Here is a 12,636-nt window from a genome sequence, read left to right as displayed (position 1 = left end):
GATCCGCACCCACTGATCGTCACGCAACGCGTATCGCCGCATTCCCCGGCTGCTCCACAACTTGCCGGCACCCTATGAATCACTCCAGCACCATCCTGGGAATCCCCCATCTGAGGACACGCCCTAGTCTTCGTGCTGGCCCAGGGCTTCCTCTCCCTTGCCCTCTCCTCGCGCGACCGCGCGCTGGACCGGCTGAACCGCCAGGTCTCCGAACTCTCCGAACTCCTCTCCCTCGAGCGCGGCAGCGCCGAGGACCTGCGATCCGGCCTCGGCCGCGCCCAGGAGGAAGCCCGCGCCGCCGCCGCCGACCGCGACGCCGCCCGCAACGCCCTCGCCGCTCTGCAGGACCAGGCCACCCGCGCCGCGACGGCCCGCGACGCCATGCGCCAGGAGCGGGACCGCATCGCCGCCCGCCTCGCCGATGCCGAGCTGGCCAGCCGCGGCAATGCCGAGCGCATCACCAGCCTCGAATCCCGCCTCGCCGAAGCCCTGACGGGCGCCGAGGCCGCCGGCGCCGACACCGCCCGCACCGTCCAGGGCCTCACCGAGACCCGCCGCGCCCTTGCTTCCGAACGGGCCGCGCGCCAGGGCACCGAGCGCAGCCTCGCCGAAACCCGCGCCGCCCTGGAGGCCGCTCGCCGCGACCTTGAGGCCCTGCGCCAGGCAGCCGCCCAGCTCGACCAGCAGGTCACCACCGACCGCGCCACCATCGAAGCCCGGCTTTCCGACATCGCCCGCCTGAACGAGCAACTCCGCGCCCTCACCGCCTTGCGCGACCAGGCCGAGCAGCAGGCCCGCGCCGCCCTCGCTCGCGCGGATGACGAGGGACGCCGCCGCCGCACCGCTGAAGCGGCCACCGCCACCGCCGAAACCGCTGCCGCCGAGGCCGCCGCCGCCCGCGACGCCGCACAGGCTGCCGCCGCTGAAGCCACCCGCGGTCGCAGTACCGCCGAGGCCCAGGCCGGCGAATACGGCCGCCTCGCCGAAAGCGCCCGCGCGCAGGCCGCCCTCCTCACCCAGCAGCTCGACACGCTGCGGGCCGAGCTTCGCCGCCTGAACGCCGCCCTGGAGGCCCAGGAAGCCCAGGACCGCGAGAAGGACACCCAGATCAGCGCCCTCGGCCAGCGCCTGAACGCCGCCCTGGCGGCACGGGTGGAGGAGCTCCAGCGCTACCGCTCCGACTTCTTCGGCCGCCTGCGGGAGATCCTCGGCAACCGCCCTGAGATCCGCATCGCGGGCGACCGCTTCGTCTTCCAGTCCGAAGTCCTCTTCCCCATCGGCAGCGCCGAGCTCTCGCAGGCGGGCCGCGAGCAGATCGCCAATGTCACCACCCTGCTGCTCGACATCGCTGGCCGCATCCCGGAAGGCACCAACTGGGTCCTCCGCGTGGACGGCCATGCCGACAATTCCCCCATCCGCCCGGGCGCCCGCTATGCCACGAACTGGGAACTCTCTTCGGCCCGCGCGATCGCCGTCGCCCAGCTGATGATCCAGAACGGCCTGCCGGCGAACCGCGTCGCCGCCACCGCCTTCGGGGAATTCCAGCCGATCGACACGGCGGATACGCCCGAGGCCCGGGCACGCAACCGGCGGATCGAGCTGCGGCTGACGGACCGCTAGACGCGATCCGTCAAATGATGATCGCCTCGAAGGGCGGCACCAGGTCCGGCACCTCGAACTCCACCACCCAAAGGTCCGGGTCGCGCTTCACCTGCCGCGCCACATAGGCATCCGCCGCGGCCTCATCGACCGGATTTGCCCCGCTCCCGCGCACCCAGGCCGGCCGCCCGGCCGCATCCCGCGTCTGGGACAGGACCACCAGCCCCTCCCGGCCACGCAGCACGCAAAGGATGCCGCCGCTATCCGCGTCGCCCTTCCGCAGCACCATCCCGGGCGTCCCGGCGGAATCCCCCATCCGCAGCGCCATGGAAACCCAGAGCCCTGCCTTCACCCGTGCTTCCACGCCACTCTCCCTGAGCCTCTTGCCACGCCCCCGTGCCACGCGCGGCCCCCCATGCGAAGGGTCCTGCAAAAGGCCCGCACGAAGGGGCTTGATGCGGGACCCGCACCGCGCCATTCCATCGCCCGCGTCGCAAGACCGAACCCCAATACCCCGGAAGCATTGCCATGGCCGCCCAGAAGCCGCGCGACGACGCCCCCCGCATGACCGACGCCCAGCGCGCCTATGAAGCCCGCCGCGCCGCCAAGGCCGGCATGAGCCTGGAGAAGTGGCTCGCCGCCAAGGAGAAGGATCGCGAGGAGGAGCGCCGCGCCGCCGCGCAGGACGCCACCCGTCGTGCCGCCGAGGTCGTTCCCGCGAAGAAGCCCAACCTCTTCCGCCGCCTGCTGGACCGCGCGCAGCAGCCCCTCAAGCCTTCGCGCTGACACCGATCACGGGCGCGGCCGCCCTCACCGCCGCCCATGCCGACTGGTCCGCGCATCCGGCGAAGCGCTGGACCAGCATCGCCCGGAAGGCTCGCGGCGCCTGGACCGCCGAGGCCCCCATCCCGGTCGGCGATCCCGCCGTCCTCACGGCCCGCCTCCTGGCCGAAGGCCCCGCGCTCGCCCTCGGCCTGGACCTTCCCCTCGGCCTCCCGCGCGCCTGGGCCTCCGCTCGCCCGGAGCCCGGCTTTCCCGCCTTCCTCCGCACGCTCCCGGCCAACCCCGCCTTCCTCCAGGTCAGCGAAACCCTGGAAACGGTCTCGCCCGACCGCCCCTTCTACCCGGTTCGCGGCATCCGCGGCATGACCAGGGCGGCCCATGCCACCGCCCTCGGCTTCACCGGCCCGGAGCATCTTTCCCGCCTCTGCGACCGCGCCACCGCCGAACGCCCTGCCGGCGCGCCCCTCTTCTGGACGCTCGGCGCCAACCAGACCGGCAAGGCCGCCATCACCGCCTGGCGTGACTGGCTCGCCCCGGCCCTGGCGGCAGGCGCCCCCCTCCGGCTCTGGCCCTTCGAAGGTGGGCTCCACGCGCTCCTCGCCCCCGGCACCGCCACACTTGCCGAGACCTATCCTACCGAGGCCATGCGCCAGCTCGGCATCCACCTCCCCGGCAGCAAGCGCGCGCAGGTCGCCCGCCGCGCCGCCGCCCCCTCCATCCGGGCCGCCATGGCCCGGCTGCAGGTTCAGCCCAGCCGGACGCTGCAATCTGCCATTGAAGCCGGCTTCGGCCCGGACGCCGCCGGGGAGGACCGGTTCGACAGCCTCCTCGGCCTCCTTTGTGTCATCTCGGTGCTGGACGGCGCCCGCCCCGACTTCATCCCGGACGACCCCTGGATCCGGAGTTGGGAAGGCTGGGTCCTCGGCCAGACCGCCCTTCCGGCGCCCGCTGAAAGTCGCTGAAACGCGCCGTGACTGGCCAATCAGCGCCACCGGCCCCATATTTCCTTACGATGCCCCGGTGCCTCCGGCGGCCGGGTGGAGCCACGAAGTGACCCCGCCTCTGCCACAATCCGGCGCCGGTTCTTCGCCAGGTTTCGCCTATCAACCGCCCCAGGAGGGCCTCTCGATGAACAGGTTTCGCGCTCTCGCCCTGAGCGGCATGGCCGCGGCCGCGCTGATCGTGGCGGCGACCCCGGCCGAAGCCGGCTGGCACCGCCGTGGCCCGAGCGGCGGCGCCGTCGCCGCCGGCATCATCGGCGGCCTGGCCGTCGGCGCCCTGGCGGGTGCCGCCATTGCCGCACCGCCAACCTATTACGCCCCGCCGCCGGTCGCCTACGCGCCGCCCCCGCCGGTTTATTACGCGCCGCCGGTGGCCTATGCGCCGCCCCCGCCGGTCTATTACGCGCCGCCGCCGGTCGCCTATTACGCACCCGCGCCGGCTTATCGCCCCTACTACCGCTGGTAAGCAGCGGCTGACGCAGTGCCGAAAGGCCGGGCAGGTCCACCTGCCCGGCCTTTTTCATGTCGGGAGAGCGGCCTCCTCAGGCCGGCGGCACGTATTGCCCGGTCGCTTCGGCCGCCTTGCGCGCCAGCCCCACCGTCAGGTCCAGCATCGGCGTCGCCACCCCGGCCATCCGCGCAAGCGCCAGAGGCTGGATCACCATCGCCTCCATCTCCAGCGGCTTCCCCGCCTCCATGTCCTGCAGGATGGACGGCTTGTGGGCCACACGGGATGCGGCCGCGACCCGCTTCGCCACATCCATCTCGGCTGCCAGCCCCAGCCCGCGCGCGACGGCCAGCCCTTCCTCCAGGCACAGCCGCGCCGCCTCCCGGATGCCGGGGTCCTGCAGCGTCGGCCCGATTCCCTGCCGTGACAGCAGGCAGAGCGGACCGAAGGTCATGTTGGACACCAGCTTCAGCCACACTTCGCGCCGGATGTCCGGCACCACCGGCGCCACCAGCCCCCCGGCCTCCAGCGCCGCCGCCAGCGCCTTCGCCCGCTCGCTGATCCGCCCGTCCAGCTCGCCCAGGATCACGCGGCTGCCAGGGGTTTCCACATGCACCACCCCGGGCTCCGTCACGGTGCAGGCGGAATGCACCACCCCGCCGATGGTCCGCTCCACGCCGACTGCGCGCCGCACCGCACCGCCAGGATCGAGCGCCGGCAGCGCCGTGCCCTCCATCGGCCCGCCGTGATTGTCGAAATACCACCAGGGGATGCCGTTCATCACGAAGGTCACCGAGGTCTGCGGCCCCAGCAGCGGCCCGATCGCCGCCGCGAGGCCCGGCAGTGCCTGGCCCTTCACCGTCACCACCACCGCATCCTGCGGCCCCAGCTCCGTCGGATCATCCGTTGCCGCGAGGCGCGTGTGGAAGCTTCCTTCCGGCGAGGTCACCGTCAGCCCCTTTTCGCGGATGGCCGCGAGGTAGGAGCCGCGCGCCACCACGCTCACCTGCGCGCCACCCTGGGCCAGCCTCCCCGCCAGATGTCCGCCGATCGCCCCGGCGCCGAAGACGCAGACCTTCACGACAGCAGCTCCAGCGCGGCGCGCGACAGAGCCTGCACCCCGACAGGAATGCAGCCCTCATCCGGCTGGTAGCCGGCATTGTGCAGCTTGTCCGCCCGCCCCGGCGCGCCGGAGCCGATGCGCAGATGCGCCGCTGGCACCAGCGCCGCTAAGGCCGCGAAATCCTCTGAACCCATGCTCGGCACACCCTCCACCGGTGCCTTGCCGAGCTGCGCGGAAACCGCCGCCAGCATCCGGTCCAGCACCGCATCGTCATTCACCAGCGGCGGCACCTTGCTCTGGTAGTCGAGCGCCGCCTGAACGCGGAATCCGGCCTCCAGCCCCACGACCAGACGCCGGATCGCCGCCCCGGCAATGTCCCGCGTGCCCTGGTCCAGCGTCCGCACCGTGCCCTTCAGATGCACGCGCTCGGGAATGATGTTGTAAGTCGTACCGCCCGAGAAAGCGCCGATCGTCACAACCGCAGGTCGCAACGGGTCCACCTCCCGGCTCACCACCGTCTGCACCTGTGACACGAAATGGGACGCCGCGACGATCGGGTCGATCGCCACCTCCGGATGCGCCGCATGGCCGGAGCGCCCGTGCAGCACAAGATCGAAGCGGTCCGAGGCAGCGAGACATCCGCCACGCGCGAATCCAGTTTCCCCCACCGGCATGTCCGGATGGTTGTGGAAGCCCAGCGCCAAGTCGAAGCCCTCCGCCGCACCATCGGCGATCATTGCGGCCGCGCCCTCCAGCGTCTCCTCCGCGGGCTGGAACACCAGCGCCACGCGCCCCGCCAGCATCGGCGCCATGTCCCGCAGTACCTCGGCCACACCCAGCAGCGTCACCGTATGAATGTCATGCCCGCAGGCATGCATCTTCCCGTCGACTTTGCTGGCGAAGTCCAGCCCGGTTTCCTCGTGGATCGGCAATGCATCCATATCGGCACGGATCGCGAGCGTCGGCCCCGGCCGCCCCCCCTCGATGATGCCGACCACCCCGGTCCGTCCGAGCCCCGTACGATGCGGAATCCCTAGTCTTGTCAGCTCCGCGGAGACGATTCCCGCGGTGCGCACCTCCTCGAAGGCGAGCTCCGGATGCGCGTGAATGTCACGGCGTGTATCAACGAGCCTTGGCGCCAGCGCCTCCGCCGCCTCAGCGATCCGCCGGGCCGGATCATTGATTTCCGTGGCATAGCGGACTGTCATGGGATGGTCTCTCGCAATGATGTTGCGCTGCATCGTAGGTGAAGAAGCATCCATGACAAGGAGCGGACCAATCTCACGCTTGTGGCGTGGCTCACCGCCCCATAGGTTGCGCTCCTCTCTCTTTCGGGAGGCACGTCCCGCACGAGGACACGGCACCAATGTGCCGGCCGCGACGCCCTTCAAAATGGGCCTCGCGGTCGGGGTCATATGGGCCACCACCTCGTCGGCGTCTTGCCCCCCACTGTCAGTCGTATCGATGAGGGATCAGGGGTGGAGACTTCATGAAAATCAATGCGAAGGACCTTTGGGCCGGGGGGCTGCTGATGTTCCTCGCCGTGCTGGGTCTGTATATTAACGGCGGCTTCCTCGGCATCGGCCTGGAACAGCACACGCTAGGAAGCGCGCGCCGGATGGGCCCGGGCTACATGCCCATGCTGGTCTTCTGGATTCAGCTCGGCCTCGGCGCCCTCGTTTTCTTTCTGGCGCTGGTCAACGGGCCCGACCCGCTTGAGAAGTGGACGAAGCTCGACTTCGTCACCCTCGCCATCAGCGTCGCCGTCGGCCTCATCATCTGGCGGGTGATGGAGAGCATGGGCCTGACGACCAACTACATTCAGGTCGGCATCGCCTGCTTCGTCGCGCTTATGGTCCTCGCCATTTCGCCCTCATGGCGTCCCCTTGGCCTGGTGCTGGCCTCCTTCGCGATCTTCGCCCTGCTGCTCGAACCCCTCGGCCTGATGCTCACCATCGCGGCCCTCTGCATCATCTCGTCCCTTGCGGATCGCGAGCACCGGGTGACCAGCGTTGCCGGCATGACGGTCTTTCTCTGCATCCTCTGCTGGTTCGTCTTCATCTACGAACTTGATATCCGGGTGCCCCTGTGGCCGAACAGCTATTGATGCGCCGCGCTTAGGAAGGGCCAAGAAACACCATGGAACTCCTCTTTTCGAACCTGGCGCACGGCTTCGGCGTCGCGCTCTCGTTCGATAACCTGCTCTTCGCGCTGCTCGGCGCGCTGATCGGAACCGCCATCGGCGTGCTGCCCGGCATCGGGCCCGTCGCCACCATCTCCCTGCTGCTGCCGATCACCTTCGGCCAGCCTGCCACCACCGCCATCATCATGCTCGCCGGCATCTATTACGGCGCCCAGTATGGCGGCTCCACCACGGCCATCCTGCTGAACCTGCCGGGCGAGGTGTCCTCGGTCGTGACAGCCTTGGAAGGCTACAAGATGGCCCGGAGGGGCCGCGCCGGTGCCGCGCTGACCATCGCGGCCTGCGGCTCCTTCTTCGCCGGCTCCATCGCCACCCTGGTGGTCGCAGCCTCTGGCCCCATGCTGACCTCGGTGGCGCTGTCCTTCGGACCGGCGGATTACTTCTCGCTGATGTTGCTGGGCCTGATCATCTCCGCGGTGCTGGCGCAGGGCTCGGTCCTGAAGTCGATCGCCATGGTGGTACTCGGCGTCGCCCTCGGTCTCGTCGGCACCGACGTGCAGACCGGCCAGCAGCGCTTCACCTTCGGCGTGCCCGAACTGTCCGATGGCCTCGGCTTCGTCTCCATCGCCATGGGCATCTTCGGCCTGGGTGAGATCATCCTCAACCTGGAGCGCCCCGAGGCGCGCAGCGTGATGTCCGGCAAGGTCGGCAGCCTGATGCTGACCAAGGAGGAGTTCCGCCGCTCGATCCCCTCCGTGCTGCGCGGCACGCTGATTGGGTCCGCCCTCGGCATCCTGCCCGGCGGCGGCGCCTCCCTCTCGGCCTTCGGCTCCTACATGATGGAGCGGAAGATCTCGAAGTACCGCCACGAGTTCGGCTCGGGCGCCGTCGAGGGCGTGGCCGGTCCGGAATCCGCGAACAACGCCGCGGCCCAGACCAGCTTCATTCCGCTGCTGACCCTCGGCATCCCCTCGAACGCCGTCATGGCGCTGATGGTGGGCGCGCTGATCATCCAGGGCATCCAGCCCGGCCCCCGCATGGTGGAGGCCCAGCCGGACCTGTTCTGGGGCCTGATCTGCTCCATGTGGGTCGGCAACCTGATGCTGCTCGTCATCAACCTGCCGATGATCGGCATGTGGGTGAAGCTGCTGCAGGTGCCCTATAAGTACCTCTACCCGGCGATCCTCACCTTCTGCGCCATCGGCGTGTACTCGCTGAACAACTCGGTCTTCGACGTCTACCAGACCCTGTTCTTCGGCATCCTGGGCTACATCTTCTCCAAGCTCCGGATGGAGGCGGCTCCCCTGCTCATCGGCTTCGTGCTCGGCCCGATGATGGAGGAGCACCTGCGGCGCGCCATGCTGCTCTCGCGCGGCGATGTGGTGGTCTTCATCGATCGGCCGATCAGCGCCACGCTGCTCGCCGTCGCGGCCATCACCCTGGGCCTGATGCTTCTGCCCAACCTCCGCAAAGGCAAGGACAAGGCCCTGGCCGAGTAGCCCTTCCGCCAGGAAGCCTGAACGAGAAGCCGCCCCGGTACGCCGAGGCGGCTTTTCTTTTGCGCTGCACTCCGTTACCCCGGGCGCACATGCCTGCTGAGAAGACCTTTATGCCCCAGGATCGTGTTGTCCCGGTTGTCCTGTCCGGTGGTGTCGGCACCCGCCTCTGGCCCTTGTCGCGCGAAGGCTTCCCCAAGCAGTTCTGGCCGCTGACCGGCGAGGAGACGATGCTGCAGCAGACGGTCGCCCGCGCGACCGGCCCCGGCTTCGCCCCTCCCATGATCGTCTGCGCCGAGGCGCACCGCTTCCTGGTGGCCGAGCAGCTGCGCGAATCCGGCATCCCCGGCGCCCGCATCGTCCTTGAGCCCGTGGCCCGCAACTCCGCCCCCGCCATCGCCGCTGCCGCCATCCTGGCCGCCGAGAACGACCCGCACGCCCTTCTCTGGATCATGGCCGCCGATGCCGCGATCGAGGACCTGCCAGCGCTGCACGCCGCCCTCGGCCGCGCCGCCGCCGCTGCCCGCGCCGGCCATATCGTCGCCTTCGGGATGAAGCCCACCTTCCCCGAGACCGGCTTCGGCTACATAGAGTCCGGCACCGCCCTCCCCGGCCTCGAAGGCGTCTCCGACATCGCCTCCTTCGTCGAAAAGCCCGACCTGGCCCGCGCCCAGGCCTTCCTCGAGGGCGGCCGCCACCTCTGGAACGCCGGCATGTTCGTCGCCAGCGCCGCCACCCTGCTGGCCGAGCTGGAGCGCCTGCAGCCCGAGCTGATCGCAGCCGTGCGCGCCGCCGTGGACGCCGCCACCCGCGACCTCGACTTTGTCCGCCTCGGTCCGGCCTTCGCCGAGAGCCCCTCCATCTCCATCGACTACGCGGTAATGGAGAAAACCGCCCATGCCGCCGTCGTTCCCGCCGATCTGGGCTGGTCCGACGTCGGCTCCTGGGATGCCCTCTGGCAGGTCTCCCCGAAGGACGCGCAGGGCAACGCCTTCCATGGCCCGGTGGAACTGCTCGACACCCAGAACTGCTATGTCCGCTCCGAAGGCATCCTCACCACCGTCATCGGCCTGAAGGATGTCATCGTCATCTCCACCGAGGACGCCGTGCTGGCCTTGCCCCGCGACCGCGCGCAGGACGTGAAGAAGCTGGTCGACCAGCTCAAGGCCGCGAAGCGCCCGGAGGCCGGCGCCCATCGCCGCATGTACCGTCCCTGGGGCCATTATGAGGGCCTCATCCAGGGCGACCGCTTCCAGGTGAAGAAGATCCTCGTCCGCCCCGGCGAGAAGCTCTCCCTCCAGAAGCACTACCACCGCGCCGAGCATTGGGTGGTGGTGAACGGAACCGCCATGGTCGAGCGCGACGCCGAGCGGATCCTGCTGCGCGAGAACGAGTCCGTGTACCTGCCGCTCGGCTGCGTCCACCGCCTCGAGAACCCCGGCATGATCCCGCTGACGCTGATCGAGGTGCAGTCCGGCGCCTATCTCGGCGAGGACGACATCGTCCGCTTCGAGGATACTTATGGGCGGACCTGAAGGACCGCGGCCCGTGATTCACGCCTCCGGCTGACGCCTCCAGCGATCACGGGCAACGTCGCTCTCAATCCGCCCCCCGCCTGCGATTCGCACGCCTGTCCGGCGCCCCGGCGCCCCGGCGCTTTCGCCCCGGCAGCGCTTGCGCCACATTTCCCCCATGGCGCTTCTTGAGATCACGCTGGCGTTGCTGGCCGTCTGCCTCGGCTTCGCCATCCTGGCCCGGCGCACGCGCCTTCCCTATGCCGTGGTCCTGATCCTGGGCGGCATGGCCCTCGCCTTCATCCCCGGCCTTCCGCGCGTCACCCTCGATCCCACCGTGGCGCTCGCCGCCTTCCTCCCGCCGCTCCTCCAGGCCAGCGCCTGGCGGACCGATTGGCAGGAGTTCCGCGCGTCCCTCCGCCCCATCCTGCTCCTCGCCGTCGGCGCCGTCCTTTTCACCGCCCTTTGCGTCGCCGTGGTGGCCCGCCTCCTCCTGCCCGACCTTCCCTGGGCCGCCGCCATCGCCCTGGGTGCCGTCGTCGCCCCACCCGATGCCGTTGCCGCCGCCTCCGTCCTGCAACGCCTCCCCCTGCCCGCCCGCATCGTCACCGTGCTGGAGGGCGAGAGCCTGGTGAACGACGCCTCCTCCCTCGTCCTCTTCCGCCTCGCGGTCGGGGCCCTCGCGGCCGGAAGCGTCGCCCCCGGATTCGCCGCCCTCACCTTCCTCGGCGTCGCCATCGGCGGCCTTGCGGTGGGCTTCGCCATCGCCTGGCTCGCTGCCCGCATCCTGCCCCGCCTCGGCGACACCTCGCTTGAGATCGTCTTCACCTTCCTCGTCGCCTATGGCGCCTTCCTGGCCGCCGAGCGGATGCATGTCTCGGGCGTCACCGCCGTCGTCACGGCGGGAATCCTTGTCGCCCAGCGCCAACGCTCGCTCCTCACCCCTCGCACGCGGGTGGAAGCTCTCTCCACCTGGAACTTCGTGGAGTTCACCCTCACCAGCCTTGTCTTCATCCTGGTGGGCCTCCAGCTCAATGGCATCCTGGAACGCCTGGGCGAATACCCCGCCAGCTTCCTCGCCCTCGCCGCCGCGGCCCTTTCCACCACCCTCGTCATCTCGCGCCTCGCTTGGGTCATGCCCTTCGCCTGGCTGCCTCGCCTCATCCCAGCCCTGGCGCGCGGCGAGACCCTGCCGGAACCCCGCCACGCCGCCATCATCGGCTGGGCCGGGATGCGCGGCGTCGTCTCCCTCGCCACCGCCCTCGCCCTTCCGCTGGAGGTGCCGCACCGCGACCTGCTGATCTTCCTGGCCTTCATCGCCATCCTGGCAACGCTGGTGGTGCAGGGCACCACCCTCGAATGGCTCATCATCCGCCTCGGCGTCGCCCGCCCCCAGCGGCGCGGCATGAACACCACCGAAGCCACCGCCCGTCGCCTCATGGCCCAGGCCGCGCTCGCCGAGGTGGAAGGCCGCCTCGACAGCCCACTCGACGGCGCCATCGCCCGCGACATGGTCGGCGAGTTCCGCGACGTCACCCGCGTCTTCACTGGCGTTGCCACCGGCGGCCCCCAGGCCGAGCTGCGCGCGCGGCTGCAGATCCGCCTCGCCGCCCTGCGCGCCGCCCGCGACCGCCTCCTCCTCCACCGCGAGGAGGACAGTATGTCCGATGCGATGCTGACCAGCCTGCTCGCCGAAACGGACCATGAGGAACTGCGCCTGGTGCAGCAGATCGGCCAGGCCGGCTAGAGCTTCTTCCGTTCACATGCGTTCACTTCGAATGCTCCAGCTCCTTGCCCAAAGAGCAGATTCACGCTTCCGGGCGATCCCGCCCTGCAGCGATCTGCTCCAGAGCGGGATCGCCCGAATGCGCCCTTAGATCAAAGGGCTGGATCAACCGAAGCGAAGGCACGGAAACGAAAACAGCCCCAGCCAGGCGCCGCAACACCTTCAGCTCCGGCCGGAGCCCTCGTCCTCGCGCGGCAGCATCTTCCGCAGCAACTCGATGAACACCTGCCGCTCCCCAGCGCTCAGCGGTGCGAGGAAGCGCTCCTGCGTCCGCGCCACCGCCTCCCGCATCTCCTGCAGCATCGCCATGCCCTGCGCGGAGAGCGACAGGATGCGCCCCCGGCGATCCGCCGCATTCACCTCGCGGATGACCAGCCCCCGCCCGACAAGCCGCGACAACACGTCACCCGCCGTGTAGCGATCAAGATCCGCCAGTTCCGCCAGCGTGTTCTGGTCGATGCCCGGATTATGCGCCAGCGCCACCATGACGACATGCTGCGGCCCGGTGACGCCGAACTCCCGGCTCTCCTCCGCGAAGATCGCGGTGGAGCGCTGGTGCACGCAGCGCACGAGATAGCCCGGCTTGTCGCGAAGCGGATGGATCGCCCCCCCGCCAGCATCGCCCGGCGCCTGCGTCTTCACGGGCCCCGTCGTCACAAACCGGGGCACCACGCCGCGCGGCTTCCGCCCGCCGCCACTCACGGCCTTCGCCGACAAGGCCACACCCCTTCCCCGGTCGCACCGGAACACCGGCCCGCAGAATACCGGGATCGCCACCGCGCCACAAAGCCGTCCGCCTTCCT

12 protein-coding genes are annotated in these 12,636 nt (G+C 70.1%); 8 read left to right on the top strand and 4 right to left on the bottom strand.

Features of this window, described 5'->3' with window-relative positions; genetic code table 11:
* Positions 1-132: 132 nt before the first annotated feature.
* Positions 133-1,620, top strand: coding sequence for a peptidoglycan -binding protein (locus tag GSE44_RS18530; RefSeq protein WP_159350318.1), 1,488 nt, complete (start codon positions 133-135; stop codon positions 1,618-1,620).
* 10 nt (positions 1,621-1,630) lie between these two features.
* Here the strand turns inward: GSE44_RS18530 and GSE44_RS18525 are convergent, their stop codons facing one another.
* Positions 1,631-1,963, bottom strand: coding sequence for a DUF1491 family protein (locus GSE44_RS18525; RefSeq protein ID WP_235924934.1), 333 nt, complete (start codon positions 1,961-1,963; stop codon positions 1,631-1,633).
* Positions 1,964-2,127: 164 nt separating this feature from the next.
* On the opposite strand from GSE44_RS18525, the gene GSE44_RS18520 reads away from it, so the two are divergent.
* The 3 genes from GSE44_RS18520 (at position 2,128) to GSE44_RS18510 (ending at position 3,849) form a co-directional block, all read left to right on the top strand.
* Positions 2,128-2,385: a hypothetical protein gene (locus GSE44_RS18520; RefSeq protein WP_159350316.1), complete on the top strand. Its 258-nt coding sequence runs from the start codon at positions 2,128-2,130 to the stop codon at positions 2,383-2,385.
* A gap of 359 nt (positions 2,386-2,744) precedes the next feature.
* Positions 2,745-3,344: a hypothetical protein gene (locus GSE44_RS25790; protein ID WP_235924933.1), complete on the top strand. Its 600-nt coding sequence runs from the start codon at positions 2,745-2,747 to the stop codon at positions 3,342-3,344.
* 166 nt (positions 3,345-3,510) lie between these two features.
* Positions 3,511-3,849 (top strand): hypothetical protein, encoded by a 339-nt coding sequence (locus GSE44_RS18510; RefSeq protein ID WP_159350315.1) that lies wholly within the window; start codon positions 3,511-3,513, stop codon positions 3,847-3,849.
* Positions 3,850-3,925: 76 nt separating this feature from the next.
* Here GSE44_RS18510 and GSE44_RS18505 read toward each other — a convergent pair whose 3' ends face one another.
* On the bottom strand, positions 3,926-4,912 hold the full coding sequence (locus tag GSE44_RS18505) for a ketopantoate reductase family protein (RefSeq protein WP_159350314.1): 987 nt from the start codon (positions 4,910-4,912) through the stop codon (positions 3,926-3,928).
* On the bottom strand, positions 4,909-6,102 hold the full coding sequence (locus tag GSE44_RS18500) for a M20 metallopeptidase family protein (protein ID WP_159350313.1): 1,194 nt from the start codon (positions 6,100-6,102) through the stop codon (positions 4,909-4,911). The genes GSE44_RS18505 and GSE44_RS18500 overlap by 4 nt, the downstream gene beginning before the upstream one ends.
* Before the next feature lie 281 nt (positions 6,103-6,383).
* Between GSE44_RS18500 and GSE44_RS18495 the strand changes: the two genes are divergently transcribed.
* The 4 genes from GSE44_RS18495 (at position 6,384) to GSE44_RS18480 (ending at position 11,794) form a co-directional block, all read left to right on the top strand.
* Positions 6,384-7,001 (top strand): tripartite tricarboxylate transporter TctB family protein, encoded by a 618-nt coding sequence (locus GSE44_RS18495; RefSeq protein ID WP_159350312.1) that lies wholly within the window; start codon positions 6,384-6,386, stop codon positions 6,999-7,001.
* Positions 7,002-7,033: 32 nt separating this feature from the next.
* Positions 7,034-8,536: a tripartite tricarboxylate transporter permease gene (locus GSE44_RS18490; protein WP_159350311.1), complete on the top strand. Its 1,503-nt coding sequence runs from the start codon at positions 7,034-7,036 to the stop codon at positions 8,534-8,536.
* Between the two features lie 110 nt (positions 8,537-8,646).
* Positions 8,647-10,068 carry a mannose-1-phosphate guanylyltransferase/mannose-6-phosphate isomerase gene (locus GSE44_RS18485; protein WP_235924932.1) on the top strand — a complete coding sequence of 474 codons (1,422 nt, stop codon included), beginning with the start codon at positions 8,647-8,649 and terminating at the stop codon, positions 10,066-10,068.
* Positions 10,069-10,225: 157 nt separating this feature from the next.
* Positions 10,226-11,794, top strand: a complete 1,569-nt coding sequence (locus GSE44_RS18480) for a Na+/H+ antiporter (protein WP_159350309.1) — start codon at positions 10,226-10,228, stop codon at positions 11,792-11,794.
* Between the two features lie 201 nt (positions 11,795-11,995).
* On the opposite strand, the gene GSE44_RS18475 is transcribed toward GSE44_RS18480, so the two are convergent.
* Entirely contained in the window at positions 11,996-12,550 is a 555-nt protein-coding gene (locus GSE44_RS18475; protein ID WP_159350308.1) for a MarR family winged helix-turn-helix transcriptional regulator, read from the bottom strand.
* Positions 12,551-12,636: the final 86 nt, after the last annotated feature.

It is taken from the genome of Muricoccus harenae (assembly GCF_009848505.1).
GTDB classification, from domain to species: Bacteria; Pseudomonadota; Alphaproteobacteria; order Acetobacterales; family Acetobacteraceae; genus Roseomonas; species Roseomonas harenae.
The sequence above is the reverse complement of the archived record's forward strand: the minus strand, read 5'-3'. Positions and strand labels throughout refer to the sequence as shown.